This is a genomic window from Streptomyces yatensis, from assembly GCF_018069625.1.
In the GTDB taxonomy this organism is placed as follows: Bacteria; Actinomycetota; Actinomycetes; order Streptomycetales; family Streptomycetaceae; genus Streptomyces; species Streptomyces yatensis.
The window spans coordinates 642,447-663,013 of record NZ_CP072941.1 but is presented as its reverse complement, the minus strand read 5'-3'; the positions used below and the strand labels follow the sequence as shown (position 1 = coordinate 663,013).

Genomic DNA, 20,567 nt, shown 5'->3' with positions numbered 1-20,567 from the left:
CTCCGCCCACGCATAGCGTCGGAACAGGGCCAGACAGACTGGCCATTACCGCATGTGAGGGAACATTTCATGCTCGCCCAGATCGTCCTGTACGACGGCTTCGACCTCCTCGATGTGCTCGCTCCCTTCGAAGTGCTGGTCGCCGGTGGCATGGCCGCCGGGGGAGCGCTGCGCGCCGAGTTGGTGTCCGCCGAGGGGCCGCGTGAGGTGGTGAGCGGGGTCGGCGGTGTGCCGCTGCGCGCCACGGCCGCCCTGGATCCCGCGGCGGCGGACCTGGTCGTGGTCCCCGGTGCGGCCGGCCGGATCGGAGAACCCGGCGAGGTCCCCGATCTCGACGCGGACGCGGACCCGGGCGAGTGGCGGGAGCACGAACTCATTCCCGTGACTCTGGGCCGCGCCGTGAACACCGGCCTGCCGGGGCTGCTGAAGGCGGCCATGGACCGTCCGGAGGTGACCGTCGCCACGGTGTGCGGCGGCTCGCTCGTCCTGGCCATGGCCGGTCTGCTGGAGGGCCGCTACGCCACCACCCACCACATGGGCCTGGACATGCTGGACGCCACCGGTGTCAACGTGGTCAGGGCCCGGGTCGTCGACGACGGTGACCTCGTGACCGGCGCCGGTGTCACCTCCGGGCTCGATCTGGGCCTGTATCTGCTGGAGCGCGAGCTGGGGCCGCGGATCGCCCACGCCGTCGAGGAGCTGTTCGCCTACGAGCGCCGCGGCACCCCCTGGCGCCACCACGGGCCCTCGCCCGTCGCCCTGTGACCACACCGCCCCCGGCGCAACCCGCCCCGACCCACGTTGAGGAAGCACACCACCATGTCCGTTGAAGGCACCTGGGATCTGTCCATGTCCACCCCCATCGGCCGGATCAAGGCGGTGGCCGAATTCCGCGACGAGGACGGCACCTTGACCGGTACGGCCCGCGGTGCGGGGGAGGAGGTCCCGCTGGTCGATGTGGCACTCGAGGGCGACCAGCTCACCTGGCGTCAGGCCATCACCAGGCCCATGCGTCTGAACCTCGCGTTCACGATGACGGTCGACGGCGAGACGATGACCGGCACCTCCAAGGCCGGGCGGCTGCCCTCCTCCAAGGTCACCGGAGAGCGCCGGGCCGCCCCCGTGGCAGCGGAGGGCTGAGGCCTCCGAGCCCGGGGCTGTAGCGGAGATGCGGCCCGGCTCAGACGAACTGCTGGACCACCAGCACCGTCGCGCTCGCCACCGCGAGCACCATGGCGACGCCCCTGGTGCGCCGCATGTCCAATCTGCTCGCCAGCGGGCGGGCGAGCAGCACCCCGATCGCCGCGGCCGGGGCGAGCAGGGCGGTGTGCCACAGGCTGGAGGTGTGCACCGCTCCGGTCGCCGCCAGGACGGCCAGGCTCATCACGGAACCGGCCAGGAAGAACCCGCTCATCGTGGCGCGCAGCCGCGGCCCGCTCAGGCGCTGCCAGACCATGGCCATCGGCGGTCCTCCGATGGAGGTCGCCGTGCCCATCAGCCCCGACATCAGGCCGGCCAGCAGCACCGAACGCCGTCGCGGCGCCGGCACGAAACCGCGCAGGCTCACCGCGACGCCCGCGAGGACGACCACGGCGACGAGGAGGGCGAGTTGCCGGGCGGGCAGCACGGCGACCAGCGCCGCGCCGCCCACCGCGCCCGGCACCCGCCCGGCCAGTGCCCACCCCGCGCCTCGCAGGTCCAGGTGGCCGCCCTCCAGCACCAGGACCGCGGTCGTGACCCCGGTGGCGAGCAGCAGGACCACCACCGGGGTGAGCGAAGGGTCGAAGATCGCGATCACCGGGGCGGCCAGCAGGCCGAGCCCGAAGCCGATGGAGACCTGCAGCAGCGACCCGATCGCCACCGTGATGAAGAGCAGGGTGAACTCGGGCGGGCTCATACTTCCGTCGGCCCGGTGCCCAGCGGGAAGTGGCACAGGCCCGCATGCGGCTCCCGCCCGGGCTCCGCCGCGCCGTCACGGGTGACGACCGGAGGGGCGAGCTCGGCGCACCGGGCCTCGCTCTTCCAGCAGCGGGTGCGGAACCGGCAGCCCGACGGGATGTCGTACGGGGAGGGGATCTCCCCGCGCAGCAGGATCTCGTCGTCGTCCTGGGCCTGCCCGGAGACGTCGAGCGTGGGCGCGGCGGACATCAGGGCGGCGGTGTAGGGGTGCAGGGGGCGGTCGAAGACGTCCTCGGTGGGGCCGTGTTCGATGACCTTGCCCAGATACATCACCGTCACCCGGTCGGAGACATGCCGGACCACGGACAGGTCATGGGAGATGAAGACGTAGGAGACACCGAGCCGTTCCCGCAGCTCGGAGAGGACATTGAGCACTTGGGCCTGTACCGACAGATCCAGCGCGGACACGGGCTCGTCGCACACGATGAGGTCGGGGTCCAGGGCCAGCGCGCGGGCGATGCCGATGCGCTGCCGCTGCCCGCCGGAGAACTCGTTCGGGTAGCGATGGGCGTCGCTCTCCCGCAGCCCGACGAGCGACAGCAGCTCACGGACCCGTCGCTCCCGCGCCTGTGCCGTGGGCACGATGTCGCGGTGGGTGCGCCACGGCTCGCCGATGAGATCGGCCGCGGACATCCGGGCGTTGAGCGAGGCGAAGGGGTCCTGGAACACCATCTGTACCCGGCGCCGCCAGGCCAGCAGGTCCTTGCCCTTGAGGGTGAACGGATCGGTGCCGTTGAAGCGCACCGTCCCCGAGTCCGGCCGCTCGAGCCCGAGCACCACTCGGGCCAGGGTCGACTTGCCGCAGCCGGACTCGCCCACCAGCCCGAGGGTCTCCCCGCGCTCGACCCGCACATCGACTCCGTCCAGCGCGGTCAGGCGCCGGCGGCCATGGCCGAACGACTTGGTCACACCGCGGACTTCGAGCAGGGGCGGGGGAGTGGCCGGGCCATCGGCCCGTGGGCCCGCGGCCGTGGTGTCGGTGAGGGGCGTCTCAGGCACGGTCGAGCTCCTCGGAGAAGTGGCAGGCGGCCGAACGCGAGGCCCCGACGGACAGCAGAGGCGGCCGTTCCCGGGCGCAGCGTTCCTCGGCCAGCGGGCATCTGGCCTGGAAGACGCAGCCGGACGGGACCGCGCCGAGCTCGGGCGGGCTCCCCGGTACGGCGGGCAACGGGCCGCCCCTGACGGCGTGTTCGGGCACCGAGTCGAGCAATCCCTTGGTGTACGGGTGGCGGGGCCGGGAGAAGACCTCCGCCACCGGGCCGGTCTCCACCACATGGCCCGCGTACATCACCACGACATCGTCCGCGCGCTGGGCGACCACCGCCAGATCGTGGGTGATCAGCACGAGCGCCATGTCCCGCTCGGTCTGCAGATCCCGCAGCAGCCGCATGATCTGCGCCTGCACGGTGACATCGAGCGCGGTCGTGGGCTCGTCGGCGATCAGCACATCGGGGTCCAGCGCCACGGCCATCGCGATCAGCAGCCGCTGGCGCATACCGCCGGAGAACTGATGCGGATACGCGCGCGCCCGCAGCCGTGGCTCGGGGATGCCGACGCGGGTCATCAGCTCGATCGCCTTCTCCCGGGCATCGCGGCGCGACAGCCCGCGATGGATGCGGAACGGCTCGGCGATTTGCCTGCCGACCGGCTGTACGGGGTTGAGCGCGGTCAGCGCGTCCTGGAAGACGATCGACAGCACGGGACCGGCGAGCTTTCTGCGCCCCGCCCGGCCCAGCCGCAGCACGTCGGTGCCGGACACCCGCACGGATCCGCCCGCCACCTCGGCCGTCGGGTCGAGCAGCCCGACGATGGACAGCGCGGTCATCGACTTGCCGCAGCCGGACTCGCCCAGCAGCGCCAGCGTGCGCCCCTTGCGCACGCTGAAGCCGACGCCGTTCACGGCACGGAGAGTGCCCGAGGGGGTCCGCAGATCGACGCAGAGCCCCTCGACCTCGAGTGCGGGATCGCCGGTCGCGGCGGGCGCGGGCAGGGTGGAGGGCTTCACGCGATCATCTCCGAGGGAACGGCGGCGCGGTTGCCGCGCCGCTTCCGGGGCAGCGTCAGCCGCCAGCGCTGGGCGGGGTCGGTGGCCAGGCGGACCCAGGCGGCGAGGACCGTGGCCGACACCGTGGTGAGCACGATCGCGAAGCCCGGCAGCACGGCGATCCACCAGGCCGTCTGCAGGTACTGGCGCCCTTGGGCCACCATCAGCCCCCAGCTCACATCGGGGGGCTGGATGCCGATGCCGAGGAAACTCAAGGACGATTCGGTGAGCATGACGAAGCAGAAGTCGAGCGTGGCCACGGTCAGCAGTGTGGGCAGCGCGATCGGCAGAATGTGCCGGTAGATGATGTTCCGGCTCGGGGTGCCGAAGGTCCGGGCCGCGTCGACGAACAGCCGGCTCCTGAGCTCGGCCGACTCCGCGCGGGCGGTGCGCAGATAGACCGGGACCCGCGCGATGGCGAGGATCAGCACGATGTTCATCGCGCTGGGTGCGAAGACATACAGCACGACGACAGCGATCAGCAGGGACGGGAAGCTGAGGATCACATCGGCGACACGCATCGCCACGTTCTCGCGCGTCCCTCCGTGGTATCCGGCCCACAGTCCCAGCGCCGAGCCGATCAGCAGCGAGCACAGCACCGCGGGCACCGCGACCGACAGCGTCGTCCCGGCGGCGTCCACCAGCCGGGCCAGCACGCTGCGTCCCAGCACATCGGTGCCCAGCAGCCCGTAGAAGCCGTGGTCGAGGGAGGGCGGCCGCAGCGAGGCGCGGAGGTCCTGCCGCACCGCTCGGTCCCCGATGAACAGCCGGCCGAACAGCGCGACCAGGAACACCGCGACGAGGACGACGGCGGCGACGGCCGCGCCCCGGTCCCGGCCGAGCAGCAGCCACCAGCGGGGCGGCCGGGTGGGGGACGGGGCGGCCTCGCCGGAGGGACGGCCGTCGGGATCGGCGGGCTCGGTCATGGTGGCTCCTTCGCTCACGCCGGCACCGCCTGGCGCACTCGGGGGTCGATCAGGGCGTGGCAGACGTCGATGACGATGTTCAGCGCGAAGATCGTCACCGCCGTGATCAGGACGGCGGCCTGCAACACCGCGAAGTCGCGCTGCAGAATCGAGTCGATCATGAGCTTGCCGATCCCGGGCCAGCCGAAGATCGTTTCCACGATCACCGCCCCGTTGACCAGACCGACGGTGAGATCCCCGGCGACGGTCAGCACGGGCGTGATGGAGTTGCGCAGGGCGTGTCCGAACACCACGCGCTTGGGGTCGGCTCCCTTGCTGCGCGCGACCTTGACATAGGGCGCGGACAGCGCGCCGACCATGCTGCCGCGCACCACCTGCACCAGTACGCCGAACGGACGGATCAGCAGGGTGGCGATGGGCAGCACCCAGATCTCGGGGCCGCCCAGGGTGCCGGAGGTCGGCAGCCAGCCCAGACCCACGCCGAAGACCAGCACACCCATGATCGCGAACCAGAAGTCGGGGATGCTGGCCGCGGTCATCGACAGCAGACCGGCGATCCGGTCGATGAGCGAGTTGGGCCGGTAGGCGGCGAGGCTTCCGACCAGCAGCGCCCCGAGAATCGCCAGGAGCATGGTCATCCCGGCGAGTTGCAGCGTGACGGGAAACGCCTTGAGCACCATCGAACCGGCCGACTCGCCGGTGCGCAGCGAGGTGCCGAAGTCGAGTTGTGCGGCATGGGCGAGGTAGTCCCACAGCTGCACCGGAATGGAGTCGTCGAAGCCGTGGGCGGCGGAGAATTCCGCGCGCTGCTGGGCAGTCGCGCTCAGCGGGAGGTAGAGATCGACGGGGCTGCCGGTCAGCCGTGCCAGGCAGAACACGCCCAGCACCACGAACACCAGCGGGATCGCGCTGGAGACGATGCGCTTGCGCAGGAAGGACGTCATATCAGCGCCTCCCCGCCGTCGCCGGAGTGACCTCGGAGAGCCGCATCTCGTCCCCGGTGGCGGAGTCCGGGCGGTACCGCACCGACGGTGACAGTCCGAGCAGTCCGCGCATATGGGCCAGGTAGGCGTACTGCGCGATCGATGTGTTCTGGTACGCGAGCACATCGGCGAACGCCTTCTGCCGGGCCTTGCCGGAGAGCGCGTCCGCCGCGGCGATGCGCCGGTCGAGGTCCTTGGTGCCGAAGGTGGACTGGGGGCCGTCGCTCTGCAGGTACTGACTCGTGGTGAAGGCCGCGTCCCCGGCCTGGTTGCCGTGCATGATCAGCAGCGCCACCGGCCCGACACCGCGGGGCAGCGGACGCAGCTGGTACTGAAGATGGGTGGCGGTGTCCGCCATGCGTATCCTCACGTTCAGCCCTACCCGCGCCATCTCGTACTGCAGGGCCTCGGTCACTTCCGCGATACCGGCGAACATGCCGTTGCGTGCGACGAGGGTGATCCGCCGGTGCACCGGGACGCCGTCGGCGGCCGCCTGTTTCACCAGCGCCCGGGCGGCGGCCTCCTGGTACGGGGCGGGGGCGAGGTCGTCGTTGTGGCCCACCACGCCGGGCGGGACCAATTGCGCGGCGGGCTTGGCCAGTCCGCCGAGAAGAGCGCCGATGATGCCCTTGCGGTCGACGGCCAGGCCGATCGCCTTGCGCACCCGGATGTCGTTGAGCGGCGCCTCACGGCCGTCCAGACGCAGGGCGGTCGTCTCGTTGTTGGGGTAGGCGACGGTGTTGCCCTTGTCGGCGCTCGTGTGGTCCAGGGCCGTCGCGATATCGGCCTCGCCCTTGTCGATCATCGCCGCGCGGACACTCGCATCGCTCCGCCAGACATACCTGGCCCGCGGATAGGCCGGAGCCTTCCCCCAGTAATCGGCGTTGCGGGCAAGGGAGATCGAGACACCGGTCTGCCACGACGTGACGGCGTAGGGGCCGGTCCCGATCGGTATGCGCACCTTGGCCTTGGTGTCGGTGGTGCGCGGCACGATCTCGACGAAGCTGAGCCGCAGCGGGAGGATGGGGTCGGTCTTCTCGGTGGTGACGGTCAGCCGGGTGGGGCTGACGGCGCGTACGTCGAGTTTCGCGTCGCCGAAGACATAGCCGTCCACATTGCACGCGAGATCGGAGTTGACGGCGCGGTCGATGGAGAACGCGGCGTCCTTCGCCGTGAACGGCCGCCCGTTCTGGAAGGTCACCCCCGGGCGGATGTCGAAGGTCCACGTCGTGGGCTTCGTCTGCCGCCAGCCGGTCGCCAGCAGTGGCTCCAGCTTGCCCGAGGTGGGGTCCCGTTCCACCAGTGGTTCGGTGATGTTGGAGCGGACGACGACACCGGTCGCGGTCAGCGATGACTCACAGGGCTCCAGCGTCGGCGGTTCCTGGGTGAGGACCACCCGAAGGGTGCGCCCGTCCGCGCTGCCGGCATCACCCGCCGTGTCACTGTTCGCCACGGCGCACGCGCTGGTGAGCAGCATCGTGCTGGTGGCCAGAAGGGCGAGAACTGTATGGGCCCGGCCCCGTTCCGGGCGCGGACTGGAGGGTACGGAGGACTTCATCGTCGGCGTATCTCCGAGGGTGGTGGCGGGTTGCCGCCCGAGAACGACAGTCGACTTGGCTGTCTACACTTGCGTACCCGGTCTGTATTTGTGGACGCCGAAGCTAAACCGGGAGTGCCGGGACGTCAAGAGATCTGACAACAAGCCCAGGTGGAGCGGGCGATGGTCGGAACTTCTGAAGCATTGACAGCTTGTATGGGGCCGTGCAGAAATGAAGACAGCGGCTACATATGAGGACGGCGGTCATGGCCAGTATGCGCATCATGCTCAACCACCGGATCCTGAGCAGGTTCACCGAGCGGCTGAGGGCGCGGATCGAGGGCCCGCATGAGTGGCTGGACGCCTGCGACTGGGACGCGGCGCGGATCGCCGACGCCATCGCCACCGCCGATGTGTATGTGGGCTCCCAGCTCACCGAGGACGACGCGCGGCGAGCCGGCCGGCTCCGCCTCGTCCATGTCGTCGGCGCGGGCTACGACGGCACCCCCCTGGAGGCGCTGGGGCCGGAGGTGACCGTGGCCAACACCCACCACCACGGCAGGTCGATCGCCGAACACGTCCTGATGTGCGTGTTGATGCTCTCCCGGCGGGTGCTCGCCGCCGACCGGGAGCTGCGCGCCGGACGGTGGCGGAACGTCGCCGTGGATTCCGGGCTGCCCTTCGGGGACACCTTGCGGGACCGTCGTGTCGGAGTCATCGGCTTCGGCGAGACGGGGAGGGAGATCGGCCGGCTGTGCCAGGCGGTCGGGCTCGGTGTGCGGGCGGTGCGCCGCGACCCGTCGGCCCCTGTGCCGGACGGTCTGCGCCCCGACTGGGTGGGCGGCCCGGAGCGGCTCCCGGACCTGCTGGCCGAATCCGACATCGTCGTGGTCACCGTTCCGCTGAGCCCCGCGACCCGCGGGCTGATCGGCCCGGCCGAACTCGCGGCGATGGGCCCGCGATCCCTCCTCGTCAACGTGGCACGTGGCCCGGTCGTCCAGGAGGAGGCGCTGTACGAGGCGCTCTCGGCCGGCACCATCGCCGGTGCCGCCCTGGACGTGTGGTGGGCAGGCCCTCCGCACGCGCCGAGCCGCCTGCCGTTCGCCACCCTGCCCAATGTGGTGATGACACCCCACAACTCGGGCCACACCGAGGAGACTTTCGCGGCCCGCGCCACGGATATCGCGGCCAACATCAACCGCTTGGACCGCGGGGAGCCCCTCCGCAACGTGGTGCGCGCCGGTGGTGTGCGGGCCGCCACGCCCGGCGGCGGCGGTGGCCGGACGGCCTGACGTGGACGGCCGCTCAAGCACCGGGTGCCGCCACGGCGCGGTGCGTCAGGGGGCGATGGTGAGGTGGCTGATCAGCCCCTGGTCCAGGAGGAAGCGATAGCGAAGGTCGACGGTGCCGCCGGGGAAGTCACCCTCGAGACGCTGGGTGACGGTGTAGCGGTCCGGGCCGTCCTGCTCGGCCCCGATGAGCGTGGTGGTGTAGGTGTACTCGGAGGTGGCACGGTCCAGCCATCGCTCGATGGCCGGGATGCCCTCGTAGGTGCGGCCGTCGTCGATGACGGTCGCGTCCGGCGTCAGCGCGGCCGACGCCGCGGGCAGATCGTGCTCGTTGTGTGCCTTCAGGTACCGCTTGACGACGTCGGGCAGGTCGGTGGCGTCGAAGGGGGTGGTGTCGTCGGTCATGGCTGCCTCGCTGATGGTTTTCTGAGGGATGGTTTGCGGGCCGTTCCCGGTCGGGATGGTGCTCAGAGCGCGGGAACGGTGCCGCCGTCGATGATGTGTTCGGCGCCGACGATGGCGGAGGCCCGGTCGGAGACGAGGAAGGCGACGAGTTCGGCGACTTCTTCGGGGCGACTGGGGCGTCCGAGGGGGATGCCGCCGAGGGAATCCATGAGCGACGCCAGAGCGGATTCCCGGTCGCCGGTCTGCTGGGCGATGCGGTCGATGAGGGCGTCCGCCGCACTGGTCTGGATGAATCCGGGGGAGACCGTGTTCACCCGCACACCGAGCGGTGCCACTTGGTTCGCCAGGCCCTTGCTGTAGGTGCTGAGAGCCGCCTTGGCGGAGGCGTAGGCCAGTGTGCCGTTCCACAGTGGCATCCGGCGCTGGATCGAGGAGACGTGGACCACCGCACCCCGGCCACGTTCGATCATGCCCGGGATCAGGGAGCGGTCCAGGCGGACGGCGGCGAGCAGGTTGTGGTTGAGCTCCTGCTGCCAGATCTCCTCGGACATCGCCTCGAAGCCGCCGGCGGGCGCGGCCGAGCCGCCGAGCGTATGGACCAGGATGTCGGTGCCGCCGAGGCGCCGTTTCGTCTCCCGTACGACGTGTTCGACGCCGTCCGGTGTGGTCAGGTCGGCGCCGATGAAGTCGTCGTCGGGGACGTCCTCGGGCTGGGAGCGGGCGGTGACCAGCACGGTCGCACCGGCCGTCCGCAACCGGGCCGCGATCGCCGCTCCGGCGCCCTTGGTGCCACCGGTGACGAGTGCGCGACGGCCGGCGAGAGAGTCATCGAGGGAGGTGGGCAAGGCTGTCCGTTCCGGGACGCACGCGAGCGCGCCCCTTGCGACTGCTAAAATAGAAGCAAGTAACTTTCACTTTAGCAGTAACTCGGGAGGGCGCCACGATGGCAAGCCGGATCAGGCTGGAGGACCGTGAATGTCCGCTGTCGACCACGGTTCAGCACGTGGGGGAGTGGTGGACGCTGCTGATCCTCCACGACGCCTTCGACGGCTATACGCGCTTCGACCAGTTCCAGCAGAGCCTGAACATCTCCACCAGCATGCTCACCACGCGCCTGAAGACCCTGGTGGCGGACGGTCTCCTGGAGCGGCGCCCCTACCAGACCAACCCGGTGCGCCATGAATACGTGCTGACCGAACGCGGCCATTCGCTGCGGCCCGTGGTCGTCGCCCTGGCCGCCTGGGGCAATCAGCACCTCGCGCCGGAGGAGCGCGCCATGATCCTGGTCGACGCCAGGACCGGCGAGGAGGTGGAACCCGTCGTGGTGGACGCGCGCACCGGCCGAAGCCTCGACGACGGCAAGGCCTTCGTGTTCACCGCGGGGCCGGCCGCCAGCGACGCGATGCGTGCCCGGTACGTCGAACTGGAACGGCAGCGTCCCGCGCACGCCCGAGAGGCGCGCGACGGGGACCTGCCCGGCTGATCGGGATCGGGCGTCCCGCCGAGGTGAGGCCCTGCCTGGCGGAGAGGGGAACGCGGATCAGAAGACCTGGGTGAAGCAACCGAGCGCGATGGCCGCGATGATCACGGCCACCGCGCTCGCCCTCAGAACTCTGGCTGTCGGCACGGGAAATCCTCCCTCGTGCGAACTCGCGCGAGCGGCTGGACTCACAGGCAGTAGCGAACGAGCCACTCGTCGGGGTTGTACGTGTCCTTCGCGGGGTCCGGCGCTATCGCCGCCCTCTCCTCCACAGTGTCCTCCAGGCGGACCCGCTCCGGCAGCTTGCCGAACCGGGCATGGCGCGCCGCCTCCGCGGCATCCGGCACTTCCCGCTTATCCGACATCGCATCGTTCCTTGTCGTTTCGATGGTCCAACGATGGTCGCAGTCGCGTGCGTCACCGGTCAAGTAGGTGACGAGATCCAGTCCTCTTCCGGTGGGTCTGGATAGCAAAATTATATCTAGGGTGTAGGCTCATGAGCAGAGAATCGAGCCATGTCCGGCGGGAGGTGTGCGGTGTCGTCCGGGAAGAAGATCTCAGGGCCCATCGATGACGAGCCGGCCTGTTCCATCGAGCGGAGCCTCCAGATTCTGGGTGAGCGCTGGTCCCTGCTGGTGCTGCGCGAAGTCTTCGGGGGCAGGCACCGATTCGCCGAGATGCAGTCGTCCCTCGGTGTCGCGCCGAACCTGCTCAGCGCCCGGCTCAAGCTCCTCGTCGAGGCCGGGGTGTTGCGGACACGGACGTATCAGGAGCCGGGCAGTAGGCATCGGCAGAGCTACCACCTGACGCAGGCCGGGGAGGAACTGCGCCTGGTGCTGGCCGCGCTGCAGCAGTGGGGCGACCGCCACCGCCCCCGCCCCGCGGGCCCCTCGTCCCTCCGGCGCACACGCTCCACCGGTGAGGCCGTGAGTGTGGGGTTCATCGACGAGGAGGGCCGTGAGGTGCCCTGCGCCGACGTGGCCTTTGTGGCCACTCGCGGATCAGAGGGCTGAGGCTGCGCCAGCGGGCTTCTCTTATGTAGCCAGAGGAAAGTGAGAACGCGATGGACATCAAAGGATCAGTCGCCCTGGTCACGGGGGCCAATCGCGGTATCGGCCGTGCGTTCGCCCGGGCGCTGCTCGAGCACGGCGCGGCGAAGGTCTACGCCGGTGTCCGCGATCCGGCCGCCGTGGTTGACTATGGCCTCACCCCGCTGCGTCTGGACGTCACCGAGCCGGAGCAGATCGCCGAGGCCGCTGCCCTCGCGGACGACGTCAGCATCGTGATCAACAACGCGGGCGTCGGAGGCTCCGGCACCGGACTCCTGGAAGGTGACTTCGCGGCCGCCCGTCAGGCGATGGAGGTCAACTACTTCGGCACCTGGGCCGTTTCCCGGGCATTCGCCCCGATCCTCGCCCGCAACGGCGGTGGCGCGCTGGTCAACATGCTGTCGCTGGCGTCCTGGGTCGGGCAGCCGGGCTTCCCCGGATACGCCGCCTCCAAGTCGGCCCAGTGGTCATTGACGGATGCGCTGCGCAAGGGACTTCAGGAACAGGGCACGCTCGTGGTGGGGGTCCATTCCGGTTTCGTGGACACGGACCTCAGCTCCTGGGTGGACGCGCCTAAGATCACTACGGCCGATGTGGCGGAACAGACCATGGAAGCCTTGGCGAACGACCGATGGGAAGTGCTCGCCGACGACGAGACCAGGCAGGCCAAGGCCGCCTTGTCGCAACCCCTCCACGCCGAACCCGGCAGGTGAGGTGTCGCGCCGGCCGCGCGTCGGCGCACCTGTCCCGCGACCGTCCAACGGCCGTTTCTCCCACCCCGATATCCCTCAGCGCAGCGAGCGAAGGCGGCGATCGTGTCACAAGAGCGTCAGGAAGCCACGCCGGGTCAGGAAGCCACGCGGGCCGAGCTGATGAGCCGGCCCACACCGCTGGAGCCCGCGCCGCGGCTGGCCCGTGCGATCGGGCTGGAGCCCGGTGATCTGTGGGTCAAGCGGGACGATCTCATCGGGCTGGGCGGCGGGGGCAACAAGGTCCGCAAGCTGGAGTGGACGGCCGGGGCCGCCCGCGCCGAGGGCGCCACCACACTGGTGACCAGCGGGGCCGCGCAGAGCAACCACGCCCGCCTGACGGCCGCGGCCGGGGCACGGCTGGGCATGGACGTGGTCCTCGTCCTCGCCGGTGCGCCGAGCGAGGAAATGACCGGCAACATCGTGCTCGACGGCCTCTTCGGCGCCCGCGTCGTATGGGCGGGAGAGGTGAGCGAGGCCGAACTCGCGGCGGCAATGGAGGATGTGGCCGGGGAACTGCGCGAGCAAGGCGCCCGGCCCGCGGTGATCCCCTTCGGCGGATCCAGTGTGCTGGGCGCCCGGGGCTATGCCGAGGCGGGGACGGAACTCCTGGAACAGGCTCCGGACCTGGCCACGGCGGTCGTGGCGGTGGGATCGGGCGGCACCATGGCCGGTCTCGTCCACGCCCTCGGAGCCGAGCGGGTGCTGGGTGTGCACTGCGGAGCCATCGCCGATCCCGGGCACACCGTCGGCCACCTGGTCGAGGGGCTGGCCGGACGGCCCGCGGACACGTCCCTGCGGCTGCGCCTGGATCAGGTCGGTCCCGGCTACTCCGCGCTCACCGAACCGGTCATGGACGCCATCACCACCGCGGCCCGCACCGAAGGCATCGTCCTCGACCCCGTCTACACCGGCCGTGCCCTGGCCGGTCTCATCGCGGCCGTCCACGACGGTCAGGTGCGCCCCGGGGAGCGCACGGTCTTCCTGCACACCGGCGGTCTGCCCGGTCTGTTCGGGCACGCCGAGGCGCTGCGGCGGGCGCGTTCCGCCGTGGCCGACACCGCCGTACGGTGGCCCCACGGCTGAGTGTCGAACCCCCGGTGAGGCGGCAGGTGCTACTCCGCCCGGGGCGGTGGTGGGGGAGTGGCCGCCGAACGGGCCGACTCCGCACCCTCGGCCGCACCGGCACCCGCGTCGGCACAGGTGGCGAGTCGGTGGGCCAGGGCTCGCACATGGCCGCGCAGGGCCTCCGGGTACTCGATCACGAACGGGAGGTCCAGCCAGGCGAGCACGGAGGGCACCCACTCCAGCCGCTCGGCCCGCAGCTGAACCCGCACCCATCCGCCGCCTTCCCCCTCCCCGGACGTACGGCCCGCCTCCTCCGCGGGCAGCTCCCGCACCGTGGCGAGCCCGGGTGGAAGCCGGTGGCGGACCTGCTCGACCGTGCCCTGGACCCGTAGCGACACCTCGTGCAGATAGGGCACCCCGGCCAGCCCGGACAGCACCCGGGCGGCCGGATCGAACCCCACGGGCACCTCGAACGACCCCGGCAGCACCGTCGCGCTTTCGATCCGGTCCAGCCGGAACGTACGCACCTCGCCGCTGGCCGAGTCCGCCCCCGTCACATACCAGCGCCCGGAGTGCGCGACGATCCCGTACGGGTGCACGGTGCGTTCGCTGCGCCGCCCCTTCCAGGCGGTGTAGCTGAGCGCGACCGGCCGCCGGTCCCGCGCGGCCTCCGCGAGCATCAGCAGCACACTCGTCTCCGGGATGACCACGGGACGGGCGGGAGCGGTGAAGTCGGCGGTCGCCAGCAGCGCGTCCAGCCGGCGGCCGAGCGCCTCGGGCAGCACCCGGCGCACCTTGGCGGCGGCGCTCTCCGCCGCGGCGACGGACGTGGTCACCAGCCCGGCCCGGCGCCCGGCGACCAGGCCGAGCAGTACGGCCAGCGCCTCCTCGTCGGTGAGCATCAGCGGGGGCATCCGGTAGCCGGGGGCGAGCCGGTAGCCGCCGTAGCGGCCGCGCACCGAACGGACCGGGACGTCCAGGTCGATCAGGTGGCCGATGTAGCGCCGGACGGTGCGCTCGTCCACGCCGAGCCGGTCGGCCAGGTCGGCGACGGTGCGGGTGCCTCCGGCCTGCAGGATCTCCAGCAGGGCGAGCACGCGGGCGGTCGGTCGGGTCATGCCGGGAAGTATGGCGCGGATACCGGGCGGTTCCTGTCCGGTATCCCTCCTAGCGTGTGGGCCATGGCAACCTATGTACTTCTTCCGGGGTTCTGGCTCGGGGCCTGGGCCTGGTGTCCCGTGGCGGCCGACCTGCGCGGCCGTGGGCACGACGTCCATCCGCTCAGCCTGACCGGGATGGGCGAGCGGGCGCATCTGGCCCGGCCCGACACCGATGTGGAGACGCACATCACCGATGTGCTCAATCTGATCCGGGACGAGGATCTCCACGACGTGGTCCTGGTCGGGCACAGCTATGCCGGTGCGGTGGTGGTCCCGGGCGTGGCGGACCGGATGCCGGACCGGATCAAGCGGCTGGTGTTCATCGACAGCGGCCCGCTGCCGGACGGGATGTCCCAGGCGGAGTTCGCCCCGCCGGAGGAAAGGACGCGCAACGCCGAGCTGGTCCGTGAGGAGGGACACGGCTGGCAGCTGCCGCCACCGCCGTGGCATCAGCTGGCCTCCGCGGTGTCCGGACTGCCGGACGGCACGCTGGAACGGCTGGTGCGGCTGTCGGTGCCGCAGCCGTGGGCCACCGCCACCACCCCGGTCCGGCTGACCGACGCGTGGGAGAAGCTGCCGCGGCTGCACGTGTTGTGCGGCTTCTCGGTGGAGCAGGTCCGGGCGCTGATCGCCACCGTTCCGGCCTTCCGGCACATGGCGACGGAGACTTCGGCGTACCGGGAGCTGCCCGGCTGGCACTGGCCGATGTTCGACCGGCCCGGCGAGCTGGCGGCGATCCTGCACGACGCGGCCTGACCGGCACGACTCACCCCTGGAGCGGCTCGCCGCCCGGCGCCGGTGGCGAGCCTTGCGGAGGACAAAAATCACCTGTCAGGATGGTGACGTGAATCTGGAGCATGTCTTTCTGTGTGGGAACCCCGCTCTCGACTTCGCCGCGACGTTGCGCGCTCGCCGCTCGGTGCGGTTCGAGATGTTCGTGTCACCGGACCGGCTGGACGCCTGGTATCTGGAGTCCGGAATCGTCGACACCGTCTCCGCCAGTCGGCATGCCGACGTCGAGTGCGCGGTGGCCGTACGGGAGGCCATCTACGAGCTGGTCACCGCCCGGGTCGCCGGGGATCCCTACGACGGCGAGGCACTCGCCGTGGTGAACGACACGGCCCGCAAGCCTGCCGCGGCGCCGCAACTCACCGCGAGCGGGCGGCGGACGGACGCGACATCGCAAGAGGCGCTCTCCACGGTGGCACGGCATGCCGTCGAGCTCCTCAGCGGTCCGGACGTGCCGCTGCTCAAGGAGTGCGGCAACCCCGAATGCACCCGTGTCTACATCGACCGGTCGCGAGGCGGGCGCCGGCAGTGGTGTGCCATGGACCCTTGTGGCAACAAGCTCAAGGCGGCCGCGTACCGCGCCCGCAAGCGGCGGGCCCAGGAGCCCGCCGCGCGGTGATGAGCACCCCGCCTGCCCGCTGCTGATCACACGGCTCGCCTCGTGGCGGACGACCGTCGGCAGGATGGATGTCTTGCGACTCTAGACAGGACTGGACATGTATGGCTAACTACCGGACATGCCTAAACAGGTCCTCAAGCATCAGCGCATCGCCCGCGTTCTGGCCCGTGAGATCCACAGCGGCGCCCTGGAGCCGGGCAGCAGGCTGCCCGGCGAACACGCGCTCACCCGGCGTTTCGCGGTCAGCAGGGCCACCGTTCGCCAGGCGCTGGACGAGCTCAGCAAGCAAGGGCTGATCTCCACCCACGCGGGCGTCGGCTCGTTCGTCACGTTCGACGGCGGCCTGCTGGACAACCGCCTGGGCTGGACCAGGGCACTGGCCGACCAGGGCGCCCGGGTCACCACCGAGGTCCTCCGCCTCGAGGCGGTGCGCGATGCCCGGCTGGCCGGCGAACTGGGCATCGAGGGCGTCGAGTTCATGGCGCTGGACCGATTGCGCGTGCTGCCGGGGGGCACCGCCGTCGCGCTGGAGCGCAGCAGGGTGCCGATGGCCCCGGCCCTGGCCGACGTCCCGCTCGGCGGGCTCCTCGACGGCTCGCTGACCAAGACCCTCGCCGCGGTCGGCATCCGCGCCACCCACGGGGACGAGTGGGCCTCCGTACGGCAACTGGCCGCCGACGAGGCGACACTGCTCCGCCGTCAGGAGGGCGAGGTGTGGCTCAACACCCGCCGGGTCAGCCGCGGAGCCGACGGCCAGATCGTCGAGCAGGTGACCAGCCTGCTGGACCCCGCCCGCTTCCAACTGCACCTGGGCTTCGGCGAGCAGCCCCAATGAGAGTCCCGATGAGGCACCGATGAGGCTCCCCATGCGGCCTCTGATGAGACCCCACGCGGCGCCCGCCCACCCCGACGTACCGCCTCCGCGCACCGACAGGAATCCCGAATGAACCACCAGCACGACCGCGCGCTCGGCGCCCTCTACGGCCTGGCGATGGGCGACGCCCTCGGCATGCCCACCCAGATCATGTCCAGGGCGTCCATCGTCGCCCGGTTCGGCGCCGTCACCGGTTTCGAGCCCGGCCCGGAGGACAACCCGGTGAGCGCCGGGATGCCCGCCGGTTCGGTCACCGACGACACCGATCAGGCCGTCATCGTCGGCCGGCTGCTGACCGGGTCCGGCGGGCGGATCGAACCGCTGCGGCTCGCGCACGAGCTCCTGGAGTGGGAGCGCGCCATGAAGGCCAAGGGCTCGTTCGACCTGCTCGGCCCCTCCACCAAGGCGGCCCTGGAGGCCGTGTCCCGCGGCGTACCGCCGGAGGAGGCGGGCAAGGCCGGTGCCACCAACGGCGCGGCGATGCGGATCACCCCCGTCGGCGTCGCCTTCTCCGACACCCCGTTGGAGCCCTTCCTCGACCGGGTCGCGGAGGCGTGCCAGGTCACCCATGACACCTCCATCGGCATCGCCTCCGCCGCCGCCGTGGCCGCCGCGGTGAGCCGTGGCATCGACGGCGGCGATCTGGAGGACGCCTTCGGCGCGGCGGTCACGGCGGCCGCGGCAGGGGCCGAGCGCGGCCACTGGGTCGCCGGCGCCGATATCGCCGCCCGTATCGCCTGGGCCGTGGAGCTGGTCCGCGGTCTGCCCGAGCGGCAGGCCCTGGACCGCGTCTGCGACCTGGTCGGCACCAGCGTCGCCAGCCAGGAGTCGGTCCCCGCCGCCTTCGCCGTGCTGGCCCTCGCCGAGGGCGAGCCGTGGCGGGCCTGTCTGCTGGCGGCCAACCTCGGCGGCGACTGCGACACCATCGGCGCCATCGCGGGCGCCATGGCCGGGGCCGTCAGCGGGGCCTCCGGCCTGCCCGACGAAGCCCTCGCCACTGTGCGCTCGGTCAACGGCCTCGACCTGGAACCGCTGGCCAAGGCCCTGCTCGCGCTGCGCGCCGGCACGGCCGAGTGACCCCCACGCCCGCCCTCACATCCGCACCGGAGCGCCCCCGGACAGAAAGACAGGTACCACCATGGCGGCTTCAGAGAACGACCGCGTCGGCTCCGTGGAGACCCGAGGCATCGAGCCGGTTCCGGACGCCGAGCGCCACGGCCACGCCAGCCAGATGTTCTGGACCTGGTTCGCCGCGAACATCAGCATCCTCGGTCTGCCGCTCGGCGCGGCCCTGGTCAGCTTCCGCGGCCTGAACATCTGGCAGGCGGCCGTCGTGGCCATTCTCGGCTCCTTCGGCTCCTTCGCCCTGGTGGGCGCCCTCAGCATCGCCGGGAAGCGGGGTGGAGCGCCCGCCCTCACCCTCTCCCGCGCGGTGTTCGGGGTCCGCGGCAACGCCGGCCCCACGCTGGTCACCTGGCTGAGCCGGCTCGGCTGGGAGACCATCAACACCACCACGGCCGCCTTCGCCCTGCTGGCCCTGCTCGACGCGGCCTTCGGCATCCGCCGGAACACCGTCCTGACCGTGGTGTGTCTGCTGGTCTTCATCGGCTGCACGCTGCTCATCAGCGGTCTGGGCCACGCCACCATCATGTGGATCAACAGGTGGGCCAGCTATATCTTCGGTCTGCTCAACCTGGTCGTGATCATCTTCCTCGCGACCACCGTGGACTGGGACAAGGTCTTCCACGCCCCGGTCGGATCGGTGAGTGCGATGGTCGTGGGCGTCGGCATGATCGCCGCCGGTACCGGGATCGGCTGGGCCAACACGGGCGCCGACTACGCCCGTTACCTGCCCCGGCGGATTCCCGGCGGCAGGCTGGTGGCCGCTTCCGCCTTCGGCGCCGGTATCCCGCTGGTCGTGCTGATCTCGCTGGGCTCGCTCCTCGCGGCGGGAGAACCGAATCTCGCCTCCGCCTCCGACCCCGTCTCGGCCATCAACACGATGCTGCCGTCATGGATGTCCATCCCGTATCTGATCGCCGCGTTCGGCGGACTGCTGCTCTCCAACCACCTGTCCGTCTACTCGGCCGGACTCACCATGATCACCCTGGGCATACGGGTGCGGCGCACCCTCGCCGTCGGCCTGGACGTGGTCGTCACCTTCGCCGGCGGGATCTACTTCATCCTGATCGCCAAGGACTTCTACGGCCCGTTCATCACCTTCCTCACCCTCCTCGCCGTCCCCATCAACGCCTGGGTGGGTGTCTTCGCGGTCGACCTGATACTCCGCCGGTCCTACGACGGCGCGGCCCTGATGGACGTCGGCCGGTCCAGCCGCTACTGGTTCCGGGGCGGGATCGCCTGGGCCGCGATGATCGCCTGGGCGGCGGCCATCGTGGTGGGCCTGCTGTTCACCGAGGCCAGCACCAGCGCGACCGATGTGTGGTTCTCCGGGCCGCTGTCCCACAGCTGGATCGGGTCCAACGGGCTGGGGTGGGTGGTGACCCTGCTGCTCGCCGCCGCCGTCTACGCCGTGCTGCGCAGGTTCGACGGCACCGTCCGCGAGGAGGCGTCCGGCCGGCGCCCCCAGCAGCAGGTGCTGCCCGCCCCGGCCGCGCGGGAGCTCTCATGAGCGACCACGACGGCGCCCTGGGCGAGGCCATGGACGGCCGGCTGGTCCTGCTCGGCAACGCCATCGTCGACCTGGTGATGCGGGTGCCCGCACTGCCCGAACGTGGCGGCGACATCGTCTCCACGGACACCACCCTCACCACGGGCGGCGGATTCAACGTCCTCATCGCCGCCCGCCGCCTGGGCCTGCCGGCCGTGTACGCGGGCGCCCATGGCACCGGGCCGTTCGGCGACCGGGTGCGGGCCGACCTCGCCCGGGAAGGCATCGAGATGGTGCTGGCTCCCATAGGGGAGGAGGACACCGGTTTCTGTGTCGCCTTCGTCGACGGCGGCGGCGAGCGCACCTTCGCCACCAGCCTCGGAGCCGAGGCCCGGCTGACCGAGGCCCACGCGGCGTCCGTGCTCGCCGCGCTGCGTCCCGGCGACATGGTGCAGATCTCCGGCTACGGGCTCGCCTACCCGGTCAACGGCCCGGTCCTGGCCTCGCTCGTCGCGCGGCTGCCGGAACACATCCGGGTCTTCCTCGATCCGGGTCCCCTGGTCGATCAGATCCCGGAGGAGGTGCTGGCACCCGTTCTGGAGCGCTGCGACTGGGTCAGCTGCAACCAGCGCGAGGGGCGGCTGCTGACCGGCCGGGACGACGCCGAGGAGGCCGCGGCCGCGCTCGCCGCCCGGCTGGGCCCGCGCACCGGTGTGCTGCTGCGGGCCGACGCGGACGGCTGCCGGCTGGTCCCGCCCGGCGGGGAGCCCCTGCACATCCCCGGCCGCCGGGTGACCGCGGTCGACAGCAACGGCGCGGGCGACGCCCATACGGGAGCGTTCCTGGCCCTCCTCGGCCACGGGCTCGACCCGGGCACCGCCGTACGAGGCGCCAACGCCGCGGCCGCCTTCGCGGTCACCCGGCACGGCCCCGCCACCGGACCGACCCTCGGCGAGCTGCTGGACTTCCTCGACGGCGATCCTCTCGCCGCGCGGCTGTCCTCGGCGCTGGGGCGGTAGCCCGCC

Annotated in this window: 23 protein-coding genes; 13 read left to right on the top strand and 10 right to left on the bottom strand. The window is 71.3% G+C overall.

The genetic code is table 11. From position 1 onward, the window contains the following. Positions 1-69 precede the first annotated feature (69 nt). Both J8403_RS02840 and J8403_RS02835 read left to right on the top strand, forming a co-directional pair. Positions 70-765 carry a DJ-1/PfpI family protein gene (locus J8403_RS02840; protein WP_211121688.1) on the top strand — a complete coding sequence of 232 codons (696 nt, stop codon included), beginning with the start codon at positions 70-72 and terminating at the stop codon, positions 763-765. Positions 766-819: 54 nt separating this feature from the next. Next, positions 820-1,140: a hypothetical protein gene (locus tag J8403_RS02835; RefSeq protein ID WP_211121687.1), complete on the top strand. Its 321-nt coding sequence runs from the start codon at positions 820-822 to the stop codon at positions 1,138-1,140. A gap of 40 nt (positions 1,141-1,180) precedes the next feature. On the opposite strand, the gene J8403_RS02830 is transcribed toward J8403_RS02835, so the two are convergent. From J8403_RS02830 to J8403_RS02805, 6 genes are read right to left on the bottom strand one after another with little or no spacing between them, the layout of a single operon-like run. After that, the gene (locus J8403_RS02830; RefSeq protein WP_211121686.1) at positions 1,181-1,897 is read right to left on the bottom strand and encodes a sulfite exporter TauE/SafE family protein; all 717 of its coding nucleotides are present in this window, start codon (positions 1,895-1,897) and stop codon (positions 1,181-1,183) included. After that, complete coding sequence (locus J8403_RS02825; protein WP_211121685.1) at positions 1,894-2,958, bottom strand: ABC transporter ATP-binding protein; 1,065 nt, start codon at positions 2,956-2,958, stop codon at positions 1,894-1,896. Before J8403_RS02825 ends, J8403_RS02830 begins: the two co-directional genes overlap by 4 nt. Next, a complete protein-coding gene (locus J8403_RS02820; protein WP_211121684.1) occupies positions 2,951-3,964 on the bottom strand; it encodes an ABC transporter ATP-binding protein in 1,014 nt (337 codons plus the stop codon). Before J8403_RS02820 ends, J8403_RS02825 begins: the two co-directional genes overlap by 8 nt. Continuing rightward, positions 3,961-4,929 carry an ABC transporter permease gene (locus J8403_RS02815; protein WP_211121683.1) on the bottom strand — a complete coding sequence of 323 codons (969 nt, stop codon included), beginning with the start codon at positions 4,927-4,929 and terminating at the stop codon, positions 3,961-3,963. The genes J8403_RS02820 and J8403_RS02815 overlap by 4 nt, the downstream gene beginning before the upstream one ends. A 14-nt stretch (positions 4,930-4,943) precedes the next feature. Continuing rightward, a complete protein-coding gene (locus J8403_RS02810) occupies positions 4,944-5,873 on the bottom strand; it encodes an ABC transporter permease (protein ID WP_211121682.1) in 930 nt (309 codons plus the stop codon). 1 nt (position 5,874) lies between these two features. Beyond that, a complete protein-coding gene (locus tag J8403_RS02805) occupies positions 5,875-7,470 on the bottom strand; it encodes an ABC transporter substrate-binding protein (RefSeq protein WP_246585659.1) in 1,596 nt (531 codons plus the stop codon). A 245-nt stretch (positions 7,471-7,715) separates the two neighbouring features. Between J8403_RS02805 and J8403_RS02800 the strand changes: the two genes are divergently transcribed. Beyond that, the gene (locus J8403_RS02800) at positions 7,716-8,741 is read left to right on the top strand and encodes a 2-hydroxyacid dehydrogenase (RefSeq protein WP_246585658.1); all 1,026 of its coding nucleotides are present in this window, start codon (positions 7,716-7,718) and stop codon (positions 8,739-8,741) included. Between the two features lie 45 nt (positions 8,742-8,786). Here the strand turns inward: J8403_RS02800 and J8403_RS02795 are convergent, their stop codons facing one another. Further along, complete coding sequence (locus J8403_RS02795; RefSeq protein ID WP_211121681.1) at positions 8,787-9,143, bottom strand: nuclear transport factor 2 family protein; 357 nt, start codon at positions 9,141-9,143, stop codon at positions 8,787-8,789. Positions 9,144-9,205: 62 nt separating this feature from the next. Beyond that, positions 9,206-9,988: an SDR family oxidoreductase gene (locus tag J8403_RS02790; RefSeq protein WP_211121680.1), complete on the bottom strand. Its 783-nt coding sequence runs from the start codon at positions 9,986-9,988 to the stop codon at positions 9,206-9,208. A gap of 98 nt (positions 9,989-10,086) precedes the next feature. Between J8403_RS02790 and J8403_RS02785 the strand changes: the two genes are divergently transcribed. After that, positions 10,087-10,626 (top strand): winged helix-turn-helix transcriptional regulator, encoded by a 540-nt coding sequence (locus J8403_RS02785; protein ID WP_211121679.1) that lies wholly within the window; start codon positions 10,087-10,089, stop codon positions 10,624-10,626. A gap of 185 nt (positions 10,627-10,811) precedes the next feature. On the opposite strand, the gene J8403_RS02780 is transcribed toward J8403_RS02785, so the two are convergent. Beyond that, positions 10,812-10,988 carry a hypothetical protein gene (locus J8403_RS02780; protein ID WP_211121678.1) on the bottom strand — a complete coding sequence of 59 codons (177 nt, stop codon included), beginning with the start codon at positions 10,986-10,988 and terminating at the stop codon, positions 10,812-10,814. Between the two features lie 150 nt (positions 10,989-11,138). On the opposite strand from J8403_RS02780, the gene J8403_RS02775 reads away from it, so the two are divergent. The 3 genes from J8403_RS02775 (at position 11,139) to J8403_RS02765 (ending at position 13,507) form a co-directional block, all read left to right on the top strand. Then, positions 11,139-11,636 carry a winged helix-turn-helix transcriptional regulator gene (locus J8403_RS02775; protein WP_211121677.1) on the top strand — a complete coding sequence of 166 codons (498 nt, stop codon included), beginning with the start codon at positions 11,139-11,141 and terminating at the stop codon, positions 11,634-11,636. 50 nt (positions 11,637-11,686) lie between these two features. Next, the gene (locus tag J8403_RS02770) at positions 11,687-12,385 is read left to right on the top strand and encodes an SDR family oxidoreductase (RefSeq protein WP_211121676.1); all 699 of its coding nucleotides are present in this window, start codon (positions 11,687-11,689) and stop codon (positions 12,383-12,385) included. A gap of 102 nt (positions 12,386-12,487) precedes the next feature. Next, positions 12,488-13,507 carry a D-cysteine desulfhydrase family protein gene (locus J8403_RS02765; RefSeq protein ID WP_246585657.1) on the top strand — a complete coding sequence of 340 codons (1,020 nt, stop codon included), beginning with the start codon at positions 12,488-12,490 and terminating at the stop codon, positions 13,505-13,507. 29 nt (positions 13,508-13,536) lie between these two features. Here the strand turns inward: J8403_RS02765 and J8403_RS02760 are convergent, their stop codons facing one another. Then, positions 13,537-14,607: a helix-turn-helix transcriptional regulator gene (locus J8403_RS02760; RefSeq protein ID WP_211121675.1), complete on the bottom strand. Its 1,071-nt coding sequence runs from the start codon at positions 14,605-14,607 to the stop codon at positions 13,537-13,539. Positions 14,608-14,670: 63 nt separating this feature from the next. Here J8403_RS02760 and J8403_RS02755 point away from each other — a divergent pair, with 63 nt between their 5' ends. The 6 genes from J8403_RS02755 to J8403_RS02730 all read left to right on the top strand — a co-directional run bounded on the left by J8403_RS02755 (position 14,671) and on the right by J8403_RS02730 (position 20,561). Then, complete coding sequence (locus J8403_RS02755) at positions 14,671-15,405, top strand: alpha/beta fold hydrolase (RefSeq protein ID WP_211121674.1); 735 nt, start codon at positions 14,671-14,673, stop codon at positions 15,403-15,405. An 88-nt stretch (positions 15,406-15,493) separates the two neighbouring features. Further along, positions 15,494-16,057: a CGNR zinc finger domain-containing protein gene (locus J8403_RS02750; protein ID WP_211121673.1), complete on the top strand. Its 564-nt coding sequence runs from the start codon at positions 15,494-15,496 to the stop codon at positions 16,055-16,057. 118 nt (positions 16,058-16,175) lie between these two features. Beyond that, the gene (locus J8403_RS02745) at positions 16,176-16,892 is read left to right on the top strand and encodes a GntR family transcriptional regulator (RefSeq protein WP_211121672.1); all 717 of its coding nucleotides are present in this window, start codon (positions 16,176-16,178) and stop codon (positions 16,890-16,892) included. 108 nt (positions 16,893-17,000) lie between these two features. After that, positions 17,001-18,008, top strand: coding sequence for an ADP-ribosylglycohydrolase family protein (locus J8403_RS02740; RefSeq protein ID WP_211121671.1), 1,008 nt, complete (start codon positions 17,001-17,003; stop codon positions 18,006-18,008). A 61-nt stretch (positions 18,009-18,069) separates the two neighbouring features. After that, positions 18,070-19,563: a purine-cytosine permease family protein gene (locus tag J8403_RS02735; protein WP_211121670.1), complete on the top strand. Its 1,494-nt coding sequence runs from the start codon at positions 18,070-18,072 to the stop codon at positions 19,561-19,563. Next, positions 19,560-20,561 carry a PfkB family carbohydrate kinase gene (locus tag J8403_RS02730; RefSeq protein WP_246585656.1) on the top strand — a complete coding sequence of 334 codons (1,002 nt, stop codon included), beginning with the start codon at positions 19,560-19,562 and terminating at the stop codon, positions 20,559-20,561. The genes J8403_RS02735 and J8403_RS02730 overlap by 4 nt, the downstream gene beginning before the upstream one ends. The last annotated feature ends 6 nt before the right edge of the window (positions 20,562-20,567 follow it).

What these genes read in the sequence shown, in the direction of transcription:
- J8403_RS02840 (WP_211121688.1), top strand. Translation starts at nt 70, where the DNA reads ATGCTCGCCCAGATCGTCCTGTACGACGGCTTCGACCTCCTCGATGTG.
- J8403_RS02835 (WP_211121687.1), top strand. Translation starts at nt 820, where the DNA reads ATGTCCGTTGAAGGCACCTGGGATCTGTCCATGTCCACCCCCATCGGC.
- J8403_RS02830 (WP_211121686.1), bottom strand. Translation starts at nt 1,897, where the DNA reads ATGAGCCCGCCCGAGTTCACCCTGCTCTTCATCACGGTGGCGATCGGG.
- J8403_RS02815 (WP_211121683.1), bottom strand. Translation starts at nt 4,929, where the DNA reads ATGACCGAGCCCGCCGATCCCGACGGCCGTCCCTCCGGCGAGGCCGCC.
- J8403_RS02810 (WP_211121682.1), bottom strand. Translation starts at nt 5,873, where the DNA reads ATGACGTCCTTCCTGCGCAAGCGCATCGTCTCCAGCGCGATCCCGCTG.
- J8403_RS02805 (WP_246585659.1), bottom strand. Translation starts at nt 7,470, where the DNA reads ATGAAGTCCTCCGTACCCTCCAGTCCGCGCCCGGAACGGGGCCGGGCC.
- J8403_RS02800 (WP_246585658.1), top strand. Translation starts at nt 7,716, where the DNA reads ATGGCCAGTATGCGCATCATGCTCAACCACCGGATCCTGAGCAGGTTC.
- J8403_RS02795 (WP_211121681.1), bottom strand. Translation starts at nt 9,143, where the DNA reads ATGACCGACGACACCACCCCCTTCGACGCCACCGACCTGCCCGACGTC.
- J8403_RS02785 (WP_211121679.1), top strand. Translation starts at nt 10,087, where the DNA reads ATGGCAAGCCGGATCAGGCTGGAGGACCGTGAATGTCCGCTGTCGACC.
- J8403_RS02780 (WP_211121678.1), bottom strand. Translation starts at nt 10,988, where the DNA reads ATGTCGGATAAGCGGGAAGTGCCGGATGCCGCGGAGGCGGCGCGCCAT.
- J8403_RS02775 (WP_211121677.1), top strand. Translation starts at nt 11,139, where the DNA reads ATGTCCGGCGGGAGGTGTGCGGTGTCGTCCGGGAAGAAGATCTCAGGG.
- J8403_RS02770 (WP_211121676.1), top strand. Translation starts at nt 11,687, where the DNA reads ATGGACATCAAAGGATCAGTCGCCCTGGTCACGGGGGCCAATCGCGGT.
- J8403_RS02760 (WP_211121675.1), bottom strand. Translation starts at nt 14,607, where the DNA reads ATGACCCGACCGACCGCCCGCGTGCTCGCCCTGCTGGAGATCCTGCAG.
- J8403_RS02755 (WP_211121674.1), top strand. Translation starts at nt 14,671, where the DNA reads ATGGCAACCTATGTACTTCTTCCGGGGTTCTGGCTCGGGGCCTGGGCC.
- J8403_RS02745 (WP_211121672.1), top strand. Translation starts at nt 16,176, where the DNA reads ATGCCTAAACAGGTCCTCAAGCATCAGCGCATCGCCCGCGTTCTGGCC.
- J8403_RS02740 (WP_211121671.1), top strand. Translation starts at nt 17,001, where the DNA reads ATGAACCACCAGCACGACCGCGCGCTCGGCGCCCTCTACGGCCTGGCG.
- J8403_RS02735 (WP_211121670.1), top strand. Translation starts at nt 18,070, where the DNA reads ATGGCGGCTTCAGAGAACGACCGCGTCGGCTCCGTGGAGACCCGAGGC.
- J8403_RS02730 (WP_246585656.1), top strand. Translation starts at nt 19,560, where the DNA reads ATGAGCGACCACGACGGCGCCCTGGGCGAGGCCATGGACGGCCGGCTG.